General features: G+C 71.6%; 18 protein-coding genes. 8 read left to right on the top strand and 10 right to left on the bottom strand.

Translation table 11 applies throughout. The features are described from left to right. Positions 1-6: 6 nt before the first annotated feature. The 6 genes from JO379_RS20435 to JO379_RS20410 all read right to left on the bottom strand — a co-directional run bounded on the left by JO379_RS20435 (position 7) and on the right by JO379_RS20410 (position 10,542). Positions 7-1,170 (bottom strand): acyl-CoA dehydrogenase family protein, encoded by a 1,164-nt coding sequence (locus JO379_RS20435; RefSeq protein WP_209516253.1) that lies wholly within the window; start codon positions 1,168-1,170, stop codon positions 7-9. Then, positions 1,167-3,392, bottom strand: coding sequence for an acetyl/propionyl/methylcrotonyl-CoA carboxylase subunit alpha (locus JO379_RS20430; protein WP_209516250.1), 2,226 nt, complete (start codon positions 3,390-3,392; stop codon positions 1,167-1,169). The genes JO379_RS20435 and JO379_RS20430 overlap by 4 nt, the downstream gene beginning before the upstream one ends. Before the next feature lie 12 nt (positions 3,393-3,404). After that, positions 3,405-5,006, bottom strand: coding sequence for an acyl-CoA carboxylase subunit beta (locus JO379_RS20425; protein WP_209516247.1), 1,602 nt, complete (start codon positions 5,004-5,006; stop codon positions 3,405-3,407). After that, the gene (locus JO379_RS20420) at positions 5,003-6,691 is read right to left on the bottom strand and encodes an acyclic terpene utilization AtuA family protein (protein WP_209518770.1); all 1,689 of its coding nucleotides are present in this window, start codon (positions 6,689-6,691) and stop codon (positions 5,003-5,005) included. The genes JO379_RS20425 and JO379_RS20420 overlap by 4 nt, the downstream gene beginning before the upstream one ends. Positions 6,692-6,693: 2 nt before the next feature. After that, positions 6,694-7,533: a TIGR03084 family metal-binding protein gene (locus JO379_RS20415; protein ID WP_130879406.1), complete on the bottom strand. Its 840-nt coding sequence runs from the start codon at positions 7,531-7,533 to the stop codon at positions 6,694-6,696. Positions 7,534-7,665: 132 nt separating this feature from the next. Then, a complete protein-coding gene (locus tag JO379_RS20410) occupies positions 7,666-10,542 on the bottom strand; it encodes an FAD-binding and (Fe-S)-binding domain-containing protein (protein ID WP_209516244.1) in 2,877 nt (958 codons plus the stop codon). Between the two features lie 137 nt (positions 10,543-10,679). On the opposite strand from JO379_RS20410, the gene serC reads away from it, so the two are divergent. Further along, on the top strand, positions 10,680-11,798 hold the full coding sequence (serC, locus tag JO379_RS20405; protein WP_209516241.1) for a phosphoserine transaminase: 1,119 nt from the start codon (positions 10,680-10,682) through the stop codon (positions 11,796-11,798). Between the two features lie 58 nt (positions 11,799-11,856). Here serC and JO379_RS20400 read toward each other — a convergent pair whose 3' ends face one another. Further along, a complete protein-coding gene (locus JO379_RS20400) occupies positions 11,857-12,876 on the bottom strand; it encodes an esterase-like activity of phytase family protein (RefSeq protein WP_130879403.1) in 1,020 nt (339 codons plus the stop codon). A 279-nt stretch (positions 12,877-13,155) separates the two neighbouring features. Between JO379_RS20400 and thrS the strand changes: the two genes are divergently transcribed. The 3 genes from thrS to JO379_RS20385 all read left to right on the top strand — a co-directional run bounded on the left by thrS (position 13,156) and on the right by JO379_RS20385 (position 16,484). Continuing rightward, on the top strand, positions 13,156-14,379 hold the full coding sequence (gene thrS, locus JO379_RS20395; protein ID WP_130880245.1) for a threonine--tRNA ligase: 1,224 nt from the start codon (positions 13,156-13,158) through the stop codon (positions 14,377-14,379). Between the two features lie 94 nt (positions 14,380-14,473). Then, positions 14,474-14,878: an SgcJ/EcaC family oxidoreductase gene (locus JO379_RS20390; protein WP_209516238.1), complete on the top strand. Its 405-nt coding sequence runs from the start codon at positions 14,474-14,476 to the stop codon at positions 14,876-14,878. 430 nt (positions 14,879-15,308) lie between these two features. Beyond that, positions 15,309-16,484 carry a Cmx/CmrA family chloramphenicol efflux MFS transporter gene (locus tag JO379_RS20385; protein WP_209516235.1) on the top strand — a complete coding sequence of 392 codons (1,176 nt, stop codon included), beginning with the start codon at positions 15,309-15,311 and terminating at the stop codon, positions 16,482-16,484. A gap of 127 nt (positions 16,485-16,611) precedes the next feature. Here the strand turns inward: JO379_RS20385 and JO379_RS20380 are convergent, their stop codons facing one another. Both JO379_RS20380 and JO379_RS20375 read right to left on the bottom strand, forming a co-directional pair. Then, complete coding sequence (locus JO379_RS20380) at positions 16,612-17,004, bottom strand: GerW family sporulation protein (RefSeq protein WP_130879400.1); 393 nt, start codon at positions 17,002-17,004, stop codon at positions 16,612-16,614. Positions 17,005-17,224: 220 nt separating this feature from the next. Next, positions 17,225-17,767 (bottom strand): dihydrofolate reductase family protein, encoded by a 543-nt coding sequence (locus JO379_RS20375; protein ID WP_130879399.1) that lies wholly within the window; start codon positions 17,765-17,767, stop codon positions 17,225-17,227. 309 nt (positions 17,768-18,076) lie between these two features. Here JO379_RS20375 and JO379_RS20370 point away from each other — a divergent pair, with 309 nt between their 5' ends. The 4 genes from JO379_RS20370 (at position 18,077) to JO379_RS20355 (ending at position 20,929) form a co-directional block, all read left to right on the top strand. Next, positions 18,077-18,259 carry a hypothetical protein gene (locus tag JO379_RS20370; protein WP_130879398.1) on the top strand — a complete coding sequence of 61 codons (183 nt, stop codon included), beginning with the start codon at positions 18,077-18,079 and terminating at the stop codon, positions 18,257-18,259. Beyond that, positions 18,256-18,987, top strand: a complete 732-nt coding sequence (locus JO379_RS20365) for a hypothetical protein (RefSeq protein ID WP_209516231.1) — start codon at positions 18,256-18,258, stop codon at positions 18,985-18,987. The genes JO379_RS20370 and JO379_RS20365 overlap by 4 nt, the downstream gene beginning before the upstream one ends. Then, on the top strand, positions 18,984-19,901 hold the full coding sequence (locus JO379_RS20360) for a DUF6895 family protein (RefSeq protein WP_130879396.1): 918 nt from the start codon (positions 18,984-18,986) through the stop codon (positions 19,899-19,901). The genes JO379_RS20365 and JO379_RS20360 overlap by 4 nt, the downstream gene beginning before the upstream one ends. Before the next feature lie 62 nt (positions 19,902-19,963). Further along, the gene (locus JO379_RS20355) at positions 19,964-20,929 is read left to right on the top strand and encodes a serine hydrolase domain-containing protein (protein ID WP_307842081.1); all 966 of its coding nucleotides are present in this window, start codon (positions 19,964-19,966) and stop codon (positions 20,927-20,929) included. A 114-nt stretch (positions 20,930-21,043) separates the two neighbouring features. Here the strand turns inward: JO379_RS20355 and JO379_RS20350 are convergent, their stop codons facing one another. Further along, on the bottom strand, positions 21,044-21,271 hold the full coding sequence (locus tag JO379_RS20350; protein WP_245382318.1) for a GntR family transcriptional regulator: 228 nt from the start codon (positions 21,269-21,271) through the stop codon (positions 21,044-21,046). Positions 21,272-21,359 lie beyond the last annotated feature (88 nt).

Raw genomic sequence — 21,359 nt, 5'->3', positions numbered from 1 at the left:
TTTTCCTCAGTACGACTTGGGCAGGCCCAGCGTCTGATGCGAGACGTAGTTGAGAATCATCTCCCGGCTGACGGGCGCCACCCGCGCCACCCGCGCCGCGGTGATCAGTGAGGCCAGTCCGTACTCCGACGTCAGCCCGTTGCCGCCGAGGGTGTGCACCGCCTGGTCCACGGCATGGACGGCGGCCTCCCCGGCCGCGTACTTCGCCATGTTGGCGGCCTCCCCCGCACCGGCGTCATCACCCGCGTCATAGAGCGCGGCGGCCTTCTGCGTCATCAACCGCGCCAGCTCCAGCTCGATATGTGCCTGCGCCAGCGGATGAGCGATCGCCTGATGCGCGCCGATCGGCCGGTCCCACACCTCACGGGTACGGGCGTAGTCGACGGCCCTCGCCACCGCGTACCGGCCCATCCCGATCGCGAACGCGGCCGTCATGACGCGCTCGGGGTTGAGCCCGGCGAACAACTGCAACAACCCCGCGTCCTCGTCACCGACGAGCGCGTCGGAGGGCAGCCGCACATCATCCAGCACCAGCTCGAACTGCTTCTCCGGGGCGGCGAGTTCCATGGCTATCCGCCGACGGGAGAACCCGGGCGTGTCACGCCCGACGATGAACAGACAGGGCTTGAGCCTGCCCGTCCGGGCATCCTCGGTCCGCCCGACGACAAGGGTCGCATCAGCGACATCCACACCGGAGACAAAGACCTTACGGCCGGTGAGAACCCAGTCGTCACCATCCCTACAGGCGGTCGTGGTCAGCCGGTGGGAGTTCGACCCGGCGTCGGGCTCGGTGATGCCGAAGGCCATCTTCGTCGTACCGGCCGCGAGCCCCGGCAGCCAGGCACGCTTCTGCGCGTCCGTACCGAACCGGGCGATCACCGTGCCGCAGATGGCGGGCGAGACGACCATCATCAACAACGGCGAGCCGGCGGCGCCCAGCTCCTCCAGCACGATGGCGAGTTCGGTGATGCCACCGCCACCACCCCCGTACTCCTCGGGCAGGTTCACCCCGAGATAACCGAGCTTGCCGGCCTCCGCCCACAGCTCGTCGGTGTGTTTGCCGTCGCGTACGACGGAGGTGAAGTACTCGCGCCCGTAGCGAGCGCCCAGGGCGGCGACGGCGGCGCGCAGATCGCGGTGTTGCTCGGTCTCGACGATGGCATGGCTCATGGCGTGGTCTCCTCGGTGGTGACGACGGCGAGCAGGGCTCCGACCTCGACCTGACGACCGGGGACGGCGTGCAGGGCGGTGAGCGTGCCGTCGGCGGGCGAGACGACGCGGTGCTCCATCTTCATCGCCTCCAACCACAGCAACGGCTGCCCGGCCTGTACGGGCTTCCCCACCGCGACCCCGTCCGCGACCCGCACGACGGTGCCGGGCATGGGGGCGAGCAGTGACCCGGGCGCGGTGCGGGTGGTGGGGTCGGGAAAGCGGGCCAGGGCGGTGAGGGCGAAGGCACCAACAGAGGAGTCGACGTAAACGTCTCCACCGGAGTGGACAGCCACCTCGAAGGCACGCCGAACCCCACCCACGTCGAGAACGACACACTCGGGCGCGGCGGCCACCAGCCGAACCCCGTCGAACCCGTCCGCGACGAGCCCGTCGCGCCCCAGGCGATACCGGATCTCGATCGCGTCATCGCCGACGCGATAGCGCTTGACCTGCGGCTGTGAGGGAACGTTGCGCCAGCCGCCGATGCGGTGCGGTACGGACGTCTCTCCCACCCACCCGCCCTTGTGATCCGGGGGTTGCACCCCCGGGCCCCCCACACGCCGCGCGGCCGCATCGGCGAGGGCAGCGGCCAGGGCGGCGAGCCGCCGGTCCGCCTGGCTGTCAGGCTCGGTCAGGGCCGGGAGATGCCGCTCGTAGAACCCGGTGTCCATCTCCCCCGCAAGGAACTCCGGGTGCCGGAGGGACCGCACGAGCAGCGAGCGGTTGGTCACGGGCCCATGAATACGGGCCCGCTCCAGCTCGTGGGCGAGACGCCGAACGGCTTCGTCCCGCGTGGGAGCCCAAGCAATGACCTTGGCGAGCATGGAGTCGTAGTGAACACCGACAACATCCCCGTCCTCGACACCGGAATCAACACGCAGACCAGTGGCGCCGCCAAGGGCCGAGGGAAGGCCCGTACGATCGATCTGGCCGTCCAAGCGGGGCTCCACGCCACCGGCAGTCGGGACACCACGGGAGGTGACGGGGTCGCAGGGGTGGGGGTCCGGGACGCTGACGTGTATTTGCGGGCCCAAGTGCGGGGTGCTCGACACATTTTGGCTCGCGGGCCCGTAAATATACGGTCCCGGACCCCCGCCCCGGAGGCCCCGGCGCCGGACCCCGGACGCACCGGCCCCCACCGACAGCCGGTGCACCACACCCGCCCAAGGCCGCCACGACCGCGCCGGATCCTCCGCGTACAGCCGAGCCGACACCGCATGTCCCACCGGCGAAGGCGGCGCACCCAGCGCGTACCCCTCCGCGACCCGGATCTGGAGCGCCACCAAGTCCACCCCGTACACGCATTCCGTCACTGGGTGCTCGACCTGAAGCCGGGTGTTCATCTCCAGAAAGAACGCCCGCCCACCCGGCGCCACAAGAAACTCAACCGTCCCGGCCCCCCGATAATCGACGGCCAAAGCCGCCGCAACAGCAGCCGAGCGCAAAGTCTCCCGCAGCCCCTCCGACAGCCCGGGCGCCGGCGCCTCCTCCACCACCTTCTGATGCCGGCGCTGAAGCGAGCAGTCACGCGTCCCCAACGTCCACACCGTCCCGTGCGCGTCGGCGAGGATCTGCACCTCCACATGCCGCCCGCCCTCGACGTACGGCTCGACGAAGACAGAACCGTCACCGAACGCAGCAGCAGCCTCGCCCCGAGCGGAGTCCAACTCACGCCCCAACTGACCGACTTCACGAACAACCCGCATCCCCCGCCCACCCCCACCGGCGGAGGCCTTCACCAGCAAAGGCAAATCCGCGGCGGAGACCGAAGCCGGATCCACGGACGAAAGCAACGGCACCCCCGCCGCCGCCATCAGCGACTTCGCCCGCGTCTTCGACGCCATCGCCGAGATCGCCGACGGCGGCGGCCCGATCCACACCAGCCCCGCGTCGGCCACCGCCGCCGCGAACCCCGCGTCCTCGGACAGGAACCCGTACCCGGGGTGCACCGCGTCCGCCCCCGCCGCGAGCGCGGCCCGTACCACCAGCTCGCCCCGCAGATACGTATCGGCCGGCGCCGCCCCCGGCAGCCGGACGGCGGCGTCCGCCTCGCGGACATGCGCGGCGGACGCGTCGGCGTCGGAGTACACGGCCACCGTGCCGATGCCGAGCGACCGGCAGGTACGGAAGACACGACGGGCGATCTCGCCACGGTTGGCGACGAGCACAGAGCGGATCACGGGCACGAAACCTCACATCCGGAAGACACCGAAGCCACCGCGCGCACCTTCGACGGGCGCCGTGTGGATCGCGGACAGGCACAGCCCCAGCACGGTCCGCGTATCACGCGGGTCGATGACCCCGTCGTCGTACAGCCGGCCGGAGAGGAACATCGGCAGGGACTCCGACTCGATCTGCGCCTCGACCACGGCCCGCAGCCCGGCGTCGGCCTCCTCGTCGTACGGCTGCCCCTTCGCGGCGGCGGACCCGCGCGCGACGATCGACAGCACCCCGGCGAGCTGCTGCGGTCCCATGACGGCGGACTTGGCGCTGGGCCAGGCGAAGAGGAAGCGCGGGTCGTAGGCCCGCCCGCACATCCCGTAGTGCCCGGCCCCGTAGGACGCGCCCATGAGGACGGACAGGTGCGGCACGCGCGAGTTCGACACCGCGTTGATCATCATCGCGCCGTGCTTGATGATGCCGCCCTGCTCGTAGTCGCGGCCGACCATGTAGCCGGTGGTGTTGTGGAGGAAGACCAGCGGAATGTCCCGCTGGTTGGCGAGCTGGATGAACTGCGCGGCCTTCTGCGACTCGGCGCTGAAGAGGACGCCCTGGGCGTTGGCCAGCACGCCCACCGGGTAGCCGTGCAGGCGAGCCCATCCGGTCGCCAGACTGGCTCCGTACAGGGGCTTGAACTCGTCGAAGTCCGAGCCGTCCACGATGCGGGCGACGACTTCGCGGGGGTCGAAGGGAACCTTCAGATCACCGGGCACGACACCAAGCAGCTCCTCCTCCTCGTACCGGGGAGGCTCGACAGGACAACCCGGATCAGGATGAGCCTTACGCCAGTTCAGCCTGGCCACCACCCGCCGGGCCTGCCGCAGCGCGTCACTCTCGTCGACGGCGAAGTAGTCGGCGAGGCCCGACACGCGCGCGTGCATGTCCGCTCCGCCGAGCGATTCGTCGTCGGACTCCTCGCCGGTCGCCATCTTCACCAGCGGCGGCCCGCCGAGGAAGACCTTCGCCCGGTCCTTGACCATGATCACGTGGTCGGACATCCCGGGAACGTACGCCCCGCCCGCCGTCGAGTTCCCGAAGACCACCGCGACGGTCGGGATCCCGGCGGCGGACAGCCGCGTCAGGTCCCGGAACAGCGCGCCACCGGGGATGAAGATCTCTTTCTGGCTGGGCAGATCCGCGCCGCCGGACTCGACGAGGCTGACGCACGGGAGCCGGTTGGCGTAGGCGATCTCGTTGGTGCGCAGGGCCTTCTTCAGCGTCCAGGGGTTGCTGGCGCCACCGCGTACGGTCGGGTCGTTGGCCGTGACGACGCACTCGACGCCTTCGATGACGCCGATGCCGGTGACGAGGGCCGCGCCGACGGCGTAGTCGCTGCCCCAGGCGGCGAGGGGCGACAGCTCGAGGAAGGGCGTGTCGGGGTCGAGGAGGAGCTCGATGCGTTCGCGCGCGAGGAGCTTGCCGCGCGCGCGGTGCCGGGCGGCGTACTTCTCACCTCCCCCGGCGACGGCCTGGGCGTGCGCGGCGTCGAGCTCGGCCAGTTTCGCCAGCATCGTCGTGCGGTTGGCCGTGTACTCGGGGCTCGACGGGTCGAGCCCCGACGCCAGCAGGGTCACAGCAGCACCTCCGGTATCTCCAGATGGCGGGAGCGCAGCCATTCGCCCACCGCTTTGGCCTGCGGGTCGAAGCGCGCCTGGGAGGCGACGCCGTCGCCGAGCAGCCCGTCGACGGTGAAGTTGAGCGCGCGGAGGTTCGGCAGCAGATGCCGCGTAACGGCGAACCGGCCCACTTCGGGGAGCAGTTCGACGAATCGCGGCACCGTCAGCTCGTGCACGAGCCACCGCCAGGCGTCGTCGGTGCGCACCCACACTCCGACGTTCGCGCTGCCGCCCTTGTCGCCGCTGCGGGCCCCGGCGACGAGCCCGAGGGGGGCACGGCGGGTGGGGCAGGCGGGAAGAGGAGGAGGAAGCGTCGCTTCACCCAGCACAGTGGCAGGAATGACGGCAGGCGCAGGCGGCAGAACGGGAACACACGTCCCGTCCGGAAGGACGGCGGTGTGCGGCACATCGCCCGCGTCCACGTACGCGGCCTCGAAGACGCCGTAGGGCGCGCCCTTGCCGGGCGGGGCGGTGAGGTGGAAGCCGGGGTAGCTGGAGAGGGCCAGTTCCACGGCGGCGGCGACGGCCCGGCCCACGGCCTCCGGGTCCCGGTCGCGTACGACGAGCCGCAGCAGCGCGCTCGCCTCCTCCTGTACGGGTGCGTCGGCCCGGTCCGTACGGGCGAGGGTCCACCGGGCCTCGGCGGGCCGGGCCTTCGCGAAGACGGCCTCGAACTGGTCGCGCACCAGCCGCGCCTTGGCCTCGATGCCGAGGCCGGTCAGCACGAAGACGACCTCGTTGCGGAAGCCGCCGACCCGGGTCAGCCCGGCCTTGAGTGTCGGCGGCGGTGCCTCGCCGCGCACCCCGCAGATCCGCACCCGGTCCGGGCCGTCGGGGGTCAGCCGGACGGTGTCCAGCCGGGCCGTGACGTCGGGCCCGAGGTAGCGGGGGCCGGACGTCTCGTACAGCAGTTGCTCGGTGACCGTGCCGACGGTGACGGCACCGCCGGTGCCGGGGTGCTTGGTGATGACGGCCGAGCCGTCGGCGTGGATCTCGGCGAGGGGGAAGCCGGGGCGGCGGCCGTCGTGCTCCTGGAAGAAGGAGTAGTTGCCGCCGGTGGCCTGCGCGCCGCACTCGAGTACGTGCCCGGCGACGACCGCGCCCGCGAGGGGGTCGAGGTCGGCGGCGGTCCAGCCGAAGTGGGCGGTGGCGGGCCCCGTGACCAGGGCGGCGTCGGTGACCCGGCCGGTCACGACGACATCCGCACCGGCCCGCAGACACGCGGCGATCCCGGCGCCGCCGAGGTAGGCGTTGGCGGTGAGCACACCCGTACCCCAGTCGCGCTCCCCCAGCAGATCGTCGCCGGTGACGTGCGCGACCCGGACGGGCACACCGACGCGTTCCGCCAGCTCGCCGATCCGCCGGGCGAGACCGGCGGGGTTGAGCCCGCCCGCGTTGGTGACGATCTTGACACCCCGGTCGGCGGCCAGCCCGAGCCCTTCCTCCAACTGTGCGAGGAAGGTCTTCGCGTACCCGAGGCCGGGGTCCTTCAGCCGGTCCCGGCCGAGGATGAGCATGGTGAGTTCGGCGAGGTAGTCACCGGTCAGCACGTCGAGCGGACCACCGGTCAGCATCTCGCGCAGGGCGTCGAAGCGGTCGCCGTAGAAGCCGGAGGCATTGCCGATGAGGAGGGGGCGCGGCACGATCACCGGCCGCCTCCCCCGGGCTCGCGGACAGCGGACTCGCGGCCCCCGGGCTCGCGGCCGGCGCCCGGCGGGCCCGCGAAGGCCTGGGCGATGTCCAGCCAGCGGTCCGCGTCGGGGCCGGTCGCCCGGAGGGCGAGGTCGGCGCGGTGGGCGCGCTGGGTGGCCAGCAGACAGAAGTCCAGGGCGGGGCCGGTGACGCGCTGGGCCGCGTCGCCCGGCCCGTACGTCCACAGGGTCCGCCCGTCGGGGGCGAGGAGTTCGACGCGGAATGCCTCCGTCGGCAGCGGGAGCCCGCGCACCGCGTACGCGTAGTCCCGGGCCCGCACTCCCATCCGCGCCACGTGCCGCAGCCGGTCCGTCGGGACGCGCCGGGCGCCCAGCGCGTCGGCGACGTCCTGGCCGTGCGCCCAGGTCTCCATCAGCCGGCCGGTCGCCATGGAGGTGGTGCTCATGGCCGTCCCGTACCAGGGCAGCTTGGCCCCCGTCGGCATCGCCGCCAGCGTCCGGGCCAGCTCGGCGCGCCCGGCGCGCCACCGCGCCAGCAGCTCGCCGGGCGGCGCCCCGGCCCCGGCCCGCGCGGCCTCGTCGACGAAGGTCTCCGGCGACGCGAGGGCCTTCTCGGCCTCCCGGGCGAAGCCCTCGGGGGCGGCGGCGGACCGTGCGGCCCGCTCGTCGGTCCACGCCAGGTGGGCGATCTGGTGCGCGACGGTCCATCCGGGGGCGGGCGTCGCCCGCTGCCAGTCCCCGGCGGCCAGCCCGCCCACCAGTGCGTCCAGCTCCTCGCCTTCCGCCCGCAGGTCCGCGAGTACGTCCGCGAGCACTTCCGCCGGGTCGACCACACCGCGCTCCCCTCGAAGGGCATGTTCGTGCGTTTGCCCTTGCGGGCAGGGCGAGTTGGCGGACCGGTAAACGATCCGGCGTGCCCGGTCAGAGCGTGGCAGCGGCCAGAGAAACAAGCAAGCGTGCTTGCATTATTTTCGGCCGCCCTCACCGTCGGTCGCGCCGAGCGCCTCCGCGAGGACCTCCGCCAGGTGACGTCCGCGCCGCCCGGCGAGCTGTTCGAGCTGGGTCCGGCAGGAGAACCCGTCCGCCAGCACCTCCGCCCCTTCCGGGGCCTCCCGCACCGAGGGCAGCAACTGCTCCTCCGCGCACGCGACCGACACCTCGTAGTGCCCCCGCTCGAAGCCGAAGTTCCCGGCCAGACCGCAGCAGCCGCCGCTCAACTCGCCGGTCAGGCCGGCGCGTTCCCGCAGTCGGCGCTCGGCAGCGTCGCCCAGGACCGCGTGCTGATGGCAGTGCGTCTGCCCGACCACGGGCCGGTCGAGACGCGGGGGCTCCCAGTCGGGTGTGTGTTCCTCCAGGTACTGGGCGAAGGTGCGGACGGACGCGGCGAGTTCGGCGGCGCGCGGGTCGTCGGGAAGCAGTTCCGGGAGGTCGGTGCGGAGAGTGGCCGCGCAGCTCGGTTCGAGGACGAGAAGGGGGAGCCCCAGGGCCGGTCCGACGCGGTCCAGAGTTCGGCGCATGACCTTGCGGGCGTGATCCAGCTGACCGGTGGAGACCCAGGTCAGCCCACAGCACAGCCCCTTGGATCCGGGCAGCACGATCTCCTTGCCCGCCGCCTCCAGCACCCGGACGGCGGCCCGCCCCACGGACGGGGTGAGGTGGTTGGTGAAGGTGTCCGGCCACAGGACGGCCACCTGATCGCTGGAGCGGGCCTCGGGCCGGTCGCCGTGCCGGGCCCGTACGCGCCCGGCCAGCCAGCGGATGAACGTCTCCGGAGCGAGTTCCGGCAGCTCCCGCTCCGCAGCGACACCCGCGACCCGCTTGGAAAGGGCAGCCAACGGGCCGACACGAAAACCCGCATTGATCACTGAACCGAGCCGGGCAGCCGCCACCGTCCGCAGCCACACCGGCAGCCACCCCATCGCATAGTGCCCGGCGGGCCGTAGCCGGCCCGCGTAGTGGTGGTGGAGGAACTCCGCCTTGTACGTGGCCATGTCCACCCCCACCGGGCAGTCGCTGCGGCACCCTTTGCACGACAGGCACAGGTCGAGCGCCTCCCGCACCTCCTCCGAGCGCCAGCCGTCCGTGATCACCCCGCCCCGCTCGCCCGCGAGCATTTCGTGCAGCAGGCGCGCGCGCCCGCGCGTGGAGTGCCGCTCCTCGCGCGTCGCGCGGTACGACGGGCACATCACCCCCGTACCGGCCGCCGACGTCTCCCTGCACTTGGCCACCCCCACGCACCGCCGCACGGCCGCCGTGAAGTCCCCGCCGTCGTGCGGATAGCCGAACTCCACCGGCACCGGCCGCCTGGGCAGCACCGCGAACCGCAGATTCTCGTCCAGGCGGTGCGGGCGGGCGAGGATGCCGGGGTTCAGACCGCCCGCCGGGTCCCACAGGTCCTTGACGCGCTCGAAGAGGGCCACCAGCTCCGGCCCGTACATCCGGGGCAGCAGTTCCGCCCGCGCCTGGCCGTCGCCGTGCTCGCCCGAGAGCGAGCCGCCGTGCGCGAGCACCAGATCGGCCAGGTCGCCGGAGAAGTCCCGGAAGCGGCGCACCCCCGCCTCGCCGAGCAGATCGAAGTCGATGCGTACGTGCACGCACCCGTCACCGAAGTGCCCGTACGGCGCACCCCGCAGCCCGTGCTGAGCCAACAGGGCCCTGAATTCCCGCAGATACGCGCCGAGCCGGGCGGGTGGTACCGCGCAGTCCTCCCAGCCCGGCCAGGCCTCGCTGCCGTCGGCCATCCGGGTCGCGATGCCGGCCGCGTCCTCCCGCACCCGCCACAGGGCGCGCTGCCCGCGCGGGTCCGTGACGACGGTGTGCCCGGCCGCGCCGTCCGCGACCGCCGCCCGGCTCAGCGCGGCTGCGTGGGCCGCCGCCTCGTCCGGCGTCGCCCCGCCGACCTCGACGAACAGCCACGCGCCGCCCTTCGGCAGCCCGGGGACGTCGCCCACCAGGTCGGCCGCCATGCCCTCGACGGTCAGCGGCCCGTACGGCAGCAGCAGGGGCGCCGCGTCGGCGGCGGCACTCTCGTCGGCGTACCCGAGCACCGCCAGCGCCCGCGCGCCGGGCGCCTCCACGAGCCGGAGCGTCGCTTCCGTCAGCACCCCGAGCGTGCCCTCGCTGCCGGTGAACGCCCGCGCCACGTCGGTGCCCCGCTCGGGCAGCAGCGCGTCCAGCGCGTACCCCGAGATGCGCCGGGGCAGCTCGGGAAAGCCGGTCCGCAGCCGTGCCAACCCGCCGTCCACCAGCGCCCGCAGGCCGTCGGCGAGCCGTGCCGGCAGGCCGTCCCACCCCTGCCCGAGCCGGACCCGTTCCCCGGCGTAGGTGAGCACGTCCAGCGCGCGTACGTTGTCGGCGGTGGTCCCCCATGCCACGGAATGGGCGCCGCACGCGTTGTTGCCGATCATGCCGCCGAGCGTGCAGCGGGCGTGCGTGGACGGGTCCGGCCCGAAGGTCAGCCCGTGCGCGCCCGCCGCCGTCCGCAGCGCGTCGAGAACCACGCCGGGCTGCACGACGGCCGTACGGGCGTCCGGATCGATACGGACGATCGCGTTCATGTGCCGGGTGAAGTCCAGCACCACCCCCACGCCCGTGGCCTGCCCGGCGATCGACGTCCCGCCGCCGCGCGCCACCACCGGCACCCCGTGCTCCCGGCACACGGCGAGGGCTGCGGCGACGTCGTCGGCGTCCTTCGGGGCGACGACGCCGAGCGGGACGCGGCGGTAGTTCGACGCGTCCATGGTGGTCAACGCACGCGCGGTGGTGCCGAAGTCGACGTGACCACGGACGGTGGCGCGGAGCGCGGCCGGCAGTCCTTCGTGATCAACCAGGGGATCAGCCATGGACTCAGCCTGCCCGAGAGGAACGCCGGGACACGGGAACGAACGCCCCGTCCGCCTCTCTGGCCCCCGCCGTTACCTGCGTCTCATCCGCCGGACAGCCTCCCGTGACCCGCGCCGCGACGGATTAGGCTGCCCCCGTGGCTGATATCCAGATCCCCGCTGACATCAAGCCCGCCGACGGTCGCTTCGGCGCGGGCCCGTCCAAGGTGCGTACGGAGGCGCTCAGCGCCCTGGCTGCCACCGGAACCTCTCTCCTCGGCACGTCCCACCGCCAGGCCCCGGTCAAGAACCTGGTCGGCAAGGTGCGCGACGGCGTCCGGGACCTCTTCTCCCTCCCCGAGGGCTACGAGGTGATCCTGGGCAACGGCGGCTCCACCGCCTTCTGGGACATCGCGACCCACGGACTCATCGAGTCCAAGTCGCAGCACCTCGCCTTCGGCGAGTTCTCGTCCAAGTTCGCCAAGGCTGCGAAGCTCGCCCCGTGGCTGGCCGAGCCGACCGTGATCTCCTCCGAGCCGGGTACGCACCCGGAGCCGGTGGCCGAGGCGGGCGTCGACGTCTACGCCTTCACCCACAACGAGACCTCCACCGGTGTCACCGCGCCCATCAAGCGCGTCGCGGGCGCCGACGAGGGCGCGCTCGTCCTGGTGGACGCGACGTCCGGCGCGGGCGGTCTGCCCGTGGACATCACCGAGAGCGACGTCTACTACTTCGCTCCCCAGAAGTCCTTCGCCTCCGACGGCGGCCTGTGGCTGGCGGCCTTCTCCCCGGCGGCCCTGGAGCGCGCGGCCCGCGTCCACGCGTCCGGCCGGCACATCCCGGAGTTCTTCTCGCTGCCCACCGCGATCGACAACTCCCTCAAGAACCAGACGTACAACACCCCGGCCCTCTCGACGCTCTTCCTGCTCAACGAGCAGCTCGAGTGGCTCAACGGCCAGGGCGGCCTGGACTTCGCGGTGCGCCGCACGGCGACGTCGGCGCGCACCCTCTACGGCTGGGCCGAGGCGTCCAAGCACGCGAACCCCTTCGTCGCCGACCCGGCGAAGCGCTCGGCCGTCATCGGCACGATCGACTTCTCCGACGACGTCGACGCGGCGGCGATCGCCAAGGTGCTGCGCGCCAACGGCATCGTCGACACCGAGCCCTACCGCAAGCTCGGCCGCAACCAGCTGCGCGTGGCGATGTTCCCGGCGATCGACCCGGCGGACGTCGAGGCGCTGACGGCGTGCGTCGACCATGTGATCGAGCGCCTGTAAGCAAGCACGACGTAGGCCCGGGCCCTGTGGACCCGGGCCTACGTGTCTCTCCCGGTGCCTACCGTCGGCGGAACACCCGCCGCAGGGCCAGGACCAGCAGCGTCGCGACCGCGAAGGTGCCGGCGCCGATGGCGAGGTTGCGGTTGCGGTCGTCACCTCCGCCGTCACCCAGACCGCTCTCGGTCCGGCCGTCGTTCTTGTCGTCGGCGGGCGCCTTCCCGGCGTGGTCGGGCAGCAGATCGCCCTCCAGCGGGACGGGCGAGACCTGGCTGCGGACGCCCTCCGTGCCGTACATCAGCGTCCGGCCGTCCGGAGTGAACGTGACGGACTCGCCCTGCCGTTGCAGCGGCACGTTCGGCCGCCCGATCTCCTTCGGCCGGCCGTCCTCCCAGCGGTACTCGCGCACGTCGAAGTAGCTGCGCACCACGAGCCGCGTACCGTCCGGCGAGAAGGCCCCGTCGGTCGCCCAGAGTTTGAGGTCGGCGACGCGCCGGAAGACGTTGGTCCCGGTCGCGGACAGCTTCTCGGGACCGGCGAAGAGCCCACCGCCCGAGCGGTGCTTGCCGGCGATGTAGACCCGCCCGGTCTTGGGGTGCACCATCAGCGATTCGGCGTCGCGCGGACCGCCCTCGTACTGGACCGCGTACCGGACCGGAGTGACGGTGACGTCCTTCAGCTCCTTCGGCTCGGCAAACCTGTAGATCCACACCTTGGGCCAACTGCCCCCGAGGTTGTCACCGATGTCGCCCACGTAGACGTTCCCGTCGGGCCCGATCGAGATGGCCTCCACGTCACGGGGGTCGATCCCGCTGAGCGTGACGGTCGCGACCGTACGTCCCGTCCGGCTGTCCACGGCGTAGACGTACGGGCCGTCGTCGCTGTCGTTGTGCGTCCAGTACACGCCGGGGTGCGCGCGGCTCGCCGCGAGACCGCTGGACTCCTTGATCCGCGGGTCCTGGACGGTGAACGCGGAGGGCGTGCCGCTGTCGGCCACGGCGGGCGTGGCGGCGGGCAGCACGGTGAGTGCGGCGAGCGCGGTCAGCGCGGCGATTCCGGGGGCACACAGGAGCGGACGCATGGCCCAAGCCTGCCATCACGGACGGCGGAGGTGGGGAGGGCACCCGGGGGCGAGCTCGTGGCTCCCGGAAAAACGATCGCGCGCCGGGCGGGCGGGTCGCTACGATCGCCGCCATGAAGCGCGCTGCTATGTGCATGACGACGACGCCGGAGAGTGTCCCGGCGCGCTGACAGCTGTTTTGTCCGAAGCCCCGGGGCGAGTGCCCCGGGGCTTCGCCGTGTGGTCACTCGCCTCACCGCTCGCGAGGAGATCACGATGCCCGACCGGATGCATGACCGGATGCACGACCACCGCAAGCTCGGCCGCGAGCTGGACCTGTTCGACACCGATCCGCTGATGGGCGCGGGCCTGCCGTACTGGCTGCCCGACGGCGCGGCAGTCCGCCACGCCCTGGAGGAGTACGTCCGCGACGCCGAGCGGCGCGCGGGCTACCGCCACGTGTACTCGCCGGTCCTGGGCAAACGGGAGCTGTACGAGATCTCGGGCCACTGGGCGCACTACAGCGACGACATGTTCCCCCCGATGGACCTCGGCGGCGAACAGGTCGTCCTCCGCCCGAGCCTGTGCCCCCACCACGCCCTGATCTACCGCTCCCGGGCCCACAGCTACCGCGAACTGCCCCTGCGAATGGCGGAGCTGGGCGGCATGTACCGCTCCGAACTCTCCGGCGTGCTCGGCGGGCTCACCCGCGTCCGGTCGATCCAGCTCAACGACGCGCACATCTTCTGCACCCCCGACCAGGCCGCCGACGAGGCACGGGCGGCCCTGGAACTGATCCGCGAGGCCTACGCCGCCCTCGGCATCCGCCCCACCCGCTACCGCCTCTCCCTCCCGGGCGCGGGCGGGAAGTACGTGGCCGACCCCGCGATGTGGCGCCGGGCCGCCGACCTGCTGACCGAGGTCCTCGGCGCCTCCGGCGTGCCGTACGAGGCCGCCGAGGGGGAGGCCGCGTTCTACGGCCCCAAGATCGACGTGCAGATCACCGACGGCGCCGGCCGTGAGTTCACCCTGTCCACCGTCCAGATCGACTTCCACCAGCCCGAACAGTTCGACCTGCACTACATCGGCCCGGACGGCGCCAAGCACCGGCCGGTGATGGTCCACCGCAGCGTCGTCGGCAGCGTGGAGCGGGCCGTGGCCCACCTCATCGAACTGCACGGCGGCGCCTTCCCCGCCTGGCTGGCCCCGACCCAGCTGGTGGCCGTCCCCCTCTCCGAGGCGGAGGTCCCGCAGGCAGCCGCACTCGTACAACGCTGCGTCGAGCAGGGCCTGCGCGCGGAGCTGGCAGGCCCGGAACACGGCACCCTGGGCGCCCGCATCCGCGCCGCCCGGCTCGTCCCCTACCAGGCGGTGATCGGCGCCCGGGAGGCAGCGGACGACCTGGTCGCCTTGCGGCTACGCGACGGGCGACGACTGGACGCGATGCGTGTGGCGGAGGCGCTGGCCGGGATCGGTGCGGTGGTCGCGGCCCGCAGCGACGAACTGTGGGGGGTGGGTGCGTAGGGCGCCCAGCTGGGTCGGCGGGGCGCAGGGGACCCGATCTTTACATCGTCACACGCTTGACCTCAATCATGCTTGAGGTGCGACGGTGGTCCACATGACCACGGAATCCACATCCCACGCGGCGGACATCGAAGCGATCAGCAGCCTCGTCGCCACCGTCGAGCACTCCCAGCAGAACAAGGACCCCGAAGAGTTCCTCGGCCTCTTCCACCCGGACGCGGTCTGGACGACAGCTCACGGCAAGGTCCTCATCGGCCTTGACGCGATCTCGGAGTTCACCCGCAAAGTCCTTCCCGCGGCGAGCTGGGACGGCAAGGTCACCTACGAGGTGGTCCACGTGCTCTTCATCCGCCCCGACGTCGCGGCGGTCAAGGTCCGTCAGCGTTACCTGTCTCCGGGCGAGGAGAGCGAGGGCGCCCCGCTGTACGTGGTCTCGAAGCAGGCCGACGGCCGGTGGCTGCTGACCGCCTGCCAGAACACGGCGGTCGTCGCCGACTAGCCTGCCCGTCAATCATGTTCGGAGCCAGATCGTGAGGGCTGCTGCGGTCGCGGTGCCGAGGAATACGTAGCCGCGCTTGTCGTATCCGGTGGCGATGGCCCGATGCTGCTTAGCCGGTTGATTGCACGTTCGACGGTGTCGCGCTTCTTGTACCGCTCCTCGTCGAAGCCGGGTGGCCGTCCGCCGCGTGAGCCTCGGCGCCCGTGAAACCGAGGTGCCTCGATTGGCATCGGTCGGATACCGTGCGGGGCATGTCGAGCCCCGAGTCGGACGCGGTGGGGGCTTTCGGTCACGCCGTCAGCCCCCTGAACCACTGAGTTCGTAGCCCTGCCGCCCCGCCGCGTTCCGCGGCCGGACGCGTGTGCCCCGGGTGCTGACCGCGGTGACGAGATGCCCTTCCTCGTGCTTCTCCTCGCCTCGGAGTCATTCGATGCCTCTTCCGCTGTACCTGCTCGCCATGGCGGTCTTCGCCATGGGCACCTCGGAATTCATGCTCGCCGGCCTCCTGCCGGACATCGCCTCGGACTTCGACGTCCCAGTCGGAGCGGCAGGCACGCTCACCCCGGCCTTCGCGATCGGAATGATCGTCGGCGCACCACTCATGGCCGGGCTCGCACGCAACTGGCCGGCGCGGACCAGCCTGTTGGGGTTCGTCTTCGTGTTCTCGGCTGCCCACGCCGTGGGCGCCGCCACCTCGGCCTTTCCAGTTCTGTTCGCCACCCGGGTGGTCGCGGCGCTCGCGAACGCGGGGTTCCTCGCCGTGGCTCTGACGACTGCGGCCACGCTGGTCACTCCCGACAAGAAGGGGCGCGCTCTCGCCGTGCTGCTGTCGGGCACCACGATGGCCACGATCGCCGGTGTCCCAGGGGGGTCGGTACTCGGCGCACTGCTCGGCTGGCGGGCCACTTTCTGGGCCGTCGCCGCGCTCTGCCTGCCCGCAGCCATGGGCGTCCTCAGGGGAATCCCGGCACGGCCCGCCAGGGGAGAAACACGTGGACCCGCCATGCGAGCAGAGCTCGCACAACTGAAACGTCCGCGGTTGCTCCTGGTCATGCTGCTCGGCGCACTGGTGAACGCGGCAACCTTCGCAAGCTTCACCTTCCTCGCCCCGGTCGTGACCGACGTCGCCGGGCTGGGCGAGCTGTGGATCTCCGTCGCTCTGGTGCTCTTCGGCGTCGGCTCCTTGGCCGGGGTCACCGTCGCCGGCCGGATGTCGGACCAGCAACCGGGCCGGGTGGTCGCAGTTGGCGGTCCGCTGCTGCTCATCGGCTGGCCGGCCCTGGCTGTGCTGGCCGACAAGCCGGTCGCTCTGCTCACCCTTGTCTTCATCCAGGGCGCGCTGTCGTTCGCGCTGGGCAGCACGCTGATCACACGGGTCCTCTACGAGGCAGCGGGAGCCCCCACCATGGCCGGCTCCTACGCGACCGTCGCCCTCAACGTCGGCGCCGCCGTCGGACCCCTCATCGCCGCGACCACCCTCAGTACGACGGCCCGGGACCTCGGGCCGCTCTGGGCAAGCGGACTCCTCATCGCGCTCGCACTGCTCGTCGCGTCCTGCTGGCGCGGTGTGCTCACAGCCGGACGGGGCAGCGAGGTGCTCCGGTGACACTCGCGCGAACGCCCTGTTGCCGGCGGCGCTCCGGGCCGCTGCCCTGGGTTTCGGCGCTTGCCGTCAAGGCGGTACTGGGAGCGCGCGTTCCGTGAGTTGGTGTCAGGTTCGTCGTTGCAGTGGTTCAGCGAGGGCGGCGCTGGGCGAGGCGGCGAACGAGCAGGGGCATGACGGTTCCTGCCAGGAGGGCGGCGAGCGGTACGGCGACATTCACCCAGGGGGCTCGGAGGGGTTTGTAGGTGGCGGTGCCGTCTTTGATCTCTATGTAACCGCGGGGGCGGGCGCCGACTCCGCCCCCTCCTGTGCCGGTGTCGGCGGCTTCGGGGCCCGCGCCCCCGGCGAACCCGAAGGCGACTTCGGCGACCGGAATGACGGTGATTCCGCCGCTGGTGACCGGTTCGCCGAAGACGGCTGACACCGAGGCCCGGCTACCGAGCTGTTCGGCCAGGCGTTCCATCAGGGCTATGGCCGTGCCGGCCTGTGGGACGGGCTGGTCCGGTGTGTCTGAGCCGGTCATCGGATACCTCCGGGCAGGCGGGTGCGGTGGTGCCGAGGATATCGGTGGTGCCTGGCATAGACCACGTGTGGATCGGTTGCCTGGCGGGGAGTTGGGCACACCCACGGCCCCTTCGAATGACCGGCACCGAGCCGGTGGACCTCGCCGTGTAAGGGCGGGCTACCAGGCCGGCCGACGCCCAGGACGGCTCCTGCGCCAGGAGGTCACCGGGTCCGCGTCGTCACTCCCCGGCGGGCCGGTAGTCGAGGATCAGGGCACCGGAAGCGAACGTGGTGGTGCCGTCCAGCTTCCACGTCGACGTCGGGGCGCCCTCCGGGAAGAGCCGCTTGCCCTTGCCGACGACGACCGGGTGCACCCACAGCTTCAGCTCGTCCACGAGGCCCTCGGTGATGAGCGAGCGGATCAGGGCACCGCTGCCGTATATGAGGATGTCCCGCTCGTACTTCTCCTTGAGCACGGTGACCTGCTCGCCCAGGTCTCCCTTGATGACCTCGGCGTTCCACTCGGCCGACTCCAGGGTGGCACTGGCGACGTGCTTGGGCATCGCGTTGATCCGGTCGGCGAAACCGTCCTCGTCCGTCATCCCCGGCCACGCCTGGGACATGCCCTCGTACGTCTCGCGGCCCAACAGCAGCGCGTCGGCGGCGAAGAGCGCCTGGTGCGCGTACTGCCCGTGCTCCTCGTCGAAGTAGGGGGCGGTCCAGGCCGGGGCCTCCATGACGCCGTCCAGCGACACATAGACCAGTGCGACGATCTTCCCCATGGCAACCCCCGTGGTGTCTGTTCCATCAACGCAACTTGAGCGCGGGCACGGCGACCTGGCAGGAGCCGTGCCGTGAAGGCGCCCTACTGCTGATGAACTTAGGGCACACCACTGACAACGGGCCGGGTCACGGTGCCGCGCAGGGGGCAGCCCTCGCTTCAGTGGGGCGCCAAGAGTGCGGAGCCACCCCACAGTTCATCTGAAAGGTGGGTTTGTCGCGCTGGGGCCCGGAGCGCCTGATGCCGCCGTCTAGGCTCTGAATGTGGCATAGCCGTGCGGCTGGTGACATCTCTCCCTGAGGAGGCACTGATGCTCGCGCAAGGAACCACCCGTTTCGCAACCCCGGCCGAGACGTCTGCGGTCGGGGACCTGATGGTGGAGCCGGAGGCCGCTGTCAGCGGTGCTCCCGTTCCTTCCCCGGAAGCTTCAATGATCTTGCTCGTCAGCCTCCTCCTGTCGCCCAAGGAGCCGAAGGAGCCCAAGGGCAAGTGAGCGCCCGGGCGGACTTCGCTGCTGCGGCGGATGATCTCGCGGGCCGTGTCCTCAGCGCCCTGCGCGGCGCTGAGGGTGTGGCGCTGGCTGCGTGGTCCGCCGACGGCACTCCCGATCCGATGACGTCCTTCGCTGCCGTCCGGGTCATCGGAGCGGATACCTTCGCTCCACAGGCCCTGGCCGGCGCTCCTTTCGACGCGGAGGGCGCGGCCGTCGTGGCCCGGTCCTTCGAGATGCTCCCGTTGCCGGGTGCTGGGCGTTCGGGGCGTCAGGACGAGCGGACCATGGCCTGGCGTGACTGGGCGACCGCGCAGTTCCTGGCCCGGTTCGGCGGGACGAGCGCCCCGGGCGTGAACGCCGCGCCTCCACAGGACGGTCTCGCCGACACCGTCAATTGGCAGCGGTGGTCGGTGCGGATGGCTCAGCTTGGGACCCTTGCCGCTCCTGGTCTGGACGGGCCGGTGCACGAGGCGGTCCGCAATGCGGCGCTGCCTCTGTGCCAGGGGGTCACCCGCTCGGTGCTGCGCCGTGACTTTCCTACGGCTGTGCGGCTGGCCCGCTGGCTGGCATGGCTTCACCGTGAGGGTGTCGCGCTGCCGCTGGACCCGGTGGCGGTGACGGAACATGTGCGGCTACTGGGTGGGGGTGGCCCGCGTGCCGCCCTCGATCTGGCCATTGCAGGCTGCTTGCTCGGCAGGAAGCCGGATGCGGAGGCAGCAGACGCATGACGGTCACCGATGCGGTGGTTGTGGCGGCGCGGAGCTTGGCAGACCGGGCGCTTTCCTGGTTGCACGCGAACCGCGCCCACGGCACCTTCCCCGGTGGTTCCCTGGAGACAGCCGCCGGTCTCGACGGTTTCTACAAGCCTCTGGGCGAGACCACGCTGGCCGCTTCGCTCATCCTGCGGGACGGCATCCTGGGCCCAGGGCAGCTTGCCGCGGCTCAGGACTTGGCAGACTTCGCCTGGGAGCAGTTCCGCCGCGGTGACGTGCTCTATGAGCGCCAGCTGAGACACATGCTGATGACCGATCCGCTGGAGACGTACGTATCCTTCGTGCGGTGCGGCTTCCGCCACGTCGGCTTGGACCGGTTGCTGACTCACTCTCTCCAGTTGCGCTCGGTGCACGGCGTCGAGCTGCTGCCGAACCGGCGGCTCGCCGTGGCGAATGCCGCCCGCGTCACCGGCCTGGACCGCTCGTTCGACTGGGCGGCACTCGCCCGCGCCACCTGGCTCGGCGCGGTCCCCGAGCCGTGGGCCATCGACTGGATGACCGCCTACTCGATGACCCACACCGTCTTCCACCTCACCGACTGGGGAGCGCGGCCGGGCGGCCTGGCGCCCGAGTACACCTCGTACCTGCGGGCCTGGCTGCCGGTGTGGATCGACATCTGGCGCGAGGTCGAGCAGTGGGACCTGGTCGGTGAACTGCTCATCGTCGGCGCCTGCCTGGACGAGCCCTACTGCGACCCCTCGGACTGGGACGCCATCGCCGCCCTGCAACACCCGGACGGTTTCATCCCGCGCGACGGCGACCCCGTCGACGACGATCCTGTCCAGCGTTTCAAGGACCACCAGCACACCGTCATCGTCACCGCTATCGCGGGCTCCATCGCGCTCGCACGGGCGGCACAGGCGCGGTGACGGGGGCGTCGCCCGGAGACCGCCTGTCGTCCCTGCTCCGCGCCCCCAAGGGAGCGACCGCGGTGGCCATCGCGGTCGTCCACGGAGATGAGCGCACTGTGCTGTGCGCGGGCACCGCCGAGCCAGGGACCCGGTTCGAAACCGGCTCCCTCACCAAGACGTTCACCGCCTTGCTCCTGGCCGAGCTCGCCGCACGCGGGGAGGTGGGCTATGACGACCCCCTCGACCGCTACCTCCCCCACCGACTCCCCGGCCCCCCGATCACCCTGCTCCACCTGGCCACCCACACCTCCGGCCTGCCCCGCATGCCCCTCGGGCTCATGCGCCGCTCGCCGATTCACAGCTGGTTCAGCAACCCCTACGCCACCTTCACCTCATCCGACGCCCTTGCGGCACTCACCCGCACCCGTCTGCACCACCGCCCCGGCACCCACGTCCGCTACTCCAACTACGGGGCCGGGCTCCTCGGTCACGCCCTGGCCCACGCCGCCGGAGGCCACGGCAGCGACTACGCCAACCTGCTGAACGAACGTGTCCTGGCCCCGCTCGGCCTGACCGACACCGACTGCGACCCGCACCGCCCCCAGGCAGTGGGCCACTGGCACGGCCGCCCACGCCCCGCCTTGCTGATCCCCGGCCTGCCCGCCGCGGGCGCCCTGCGCTCCAGCGCCCGCGATCTGCTCCACTACCTACAGGCCCTGCTGGTCCCGGACACCGCCGGGTCCCCCAGCCTGCGCGCCGCACTTGCCGACGTCCAACGCCCCCGGCTGGCCCTCCCCCGCACCGGCAACCGCCACTGCCTCCTCTGGAACCTCCGCCCCCGCAACGGCCGCCCCCTGCTCCACCACTCCGGCACCACCCGCGGATTCACCGCCTTCGCCGGCTTCCTCCCCCGCTCCGGCACAGCCCTCGCCGCCCTGGCCAACACCACCCCTGCCCCGACCGGCTCCTTCGTCCAGGCCGCCTACGAAACGCTGTGCTACTTGGAGAAGACAGCTCCCCGAAGTCATCACACCGGCATGTGCTGACTCGGCCGCCCTCCAGCGGGCTGGGCAGCTGGAGATGAGCGACTGAGCCGCCGAATGGCGGGGGCCTGCCTGTGCCGCTACGCGCATCCGAGGCGCGCTCTCGACGGCGGTGGGTCAGGACTGGGGAGCGACGAACGAACCCATGCCGTGGGTAGTGACGATCAGGCCCTCTTCGCGCAGCTTCGCTGTCACCTTGCGCACGGTCACTCGTGCGACGCCGAACTCCTGCTCCAGCTTCGTCTCCGAGATCAGGTGATTCACCGGGTACTCGCCGCTGGCGATGCGCTGCCGAATGACGTCGGCGATCTGGGTCCACTTGGGGAGCGTCGGGTCGAAATCCATCACGGCCGTGACTGTAGGTATTGACACCCACTCGAACATAGTAGCTGGCGTCAGCATACGCCTATAGACATGTGCAGCAGACCCGCTC

Origin of the sequence: Streptomyces syringium, assembly GCF_017876625.1 — a bacterium.
Lineage (GTDB): Bacteria > Actinomycetota > Actinomycetes > Streptomycetales > Streptomycetaceae > Streptomyces > Streptomyces syringius.
This window is presented reverse-complemented; position numbering and strand designations above follow the sequence as displayed.

Excerpts from the sequence above, each read along its gene's own strand:
- JO379_RS20435 (WP_209516253.1), bottom strand. The coding sequence starts at position 1,170 with ATGAGCCATGCCATCGTCGAGACCGAGCAACACCGCGATCTGCGCGCC.
- JO379_RS20410 (WP_209516244.1), bottom strand. The coding sequence starts at position 10,542 with ATGGCTGATCCCCTGGTTGATCACGAAGGACTGCCGGCCGCGCTCCGC.
- JO379_RS20400 (WP_130879403.1), bottom strand. The coding sequence starts at position 12,876 with ATGCGTCCGCTCCTGTGTGCCCCCGGAATCGCCGCGCTGACCGCGCTC.
- thrS (WP_130880245.1), top strand. The coding sequence starts at position 13,156 with ATGCACGACCACCGCAAGCTCGGCCGCGAGCTGGACCTGTTCGACACC.
- JO379_RS20390 (WP_209516238.1), top strand. The coding sequence starts at position 14,474 with ATGACCACGGAATCCACATCCCACGCGGCGGACATCGAAGCGATCAGC.
- JO379_RS20385 (WP_209516235.1), top strand. The coding sequence starts at position 15,309 with ATGCCTCTTCCGCTGTACCTGCTCGCCATGGCGGTCTTCGCCATGGGC.
- JO379_RS20380 (WP_130879400.1), bottom strand. The coding sequence starts at position 17,004 with ATGACCGGCTCAGACACACCGGACCAGCCCGTCCCACAGGCCGGCACG.
- JO379_RS20375 (WP_130879399.1), bottom strand. The coding sequence starts at position 17,767 with ATGGGGAAGATCGTCGCACTGGTCTATGTGTCGCTGGACGGCGTCATG.
- JO379_RS20370 (WP_130879398.1), top strand. The coding sequence starts at position 18,077 with ATGCTCGCGCAAGGAACCACCCGTTTCGCAACCCCGGCCGAGACGTCT.
- JO379_RS20360 (WP_130879396.1), top strand. The coding sequence starts at position 18,984 with ATGACGGTCACCGATGCGGTGGTTGTGGCGGCGCGGAGCTTGGCAGAC.
- JO379_RS20350 (WP_245382318.1), bottom strand. The coding sequence starts at position 21,271 with ATGGATTTCGACCCGACGCTCCCCAAGTGGACCCAGATCGCCGACGTC.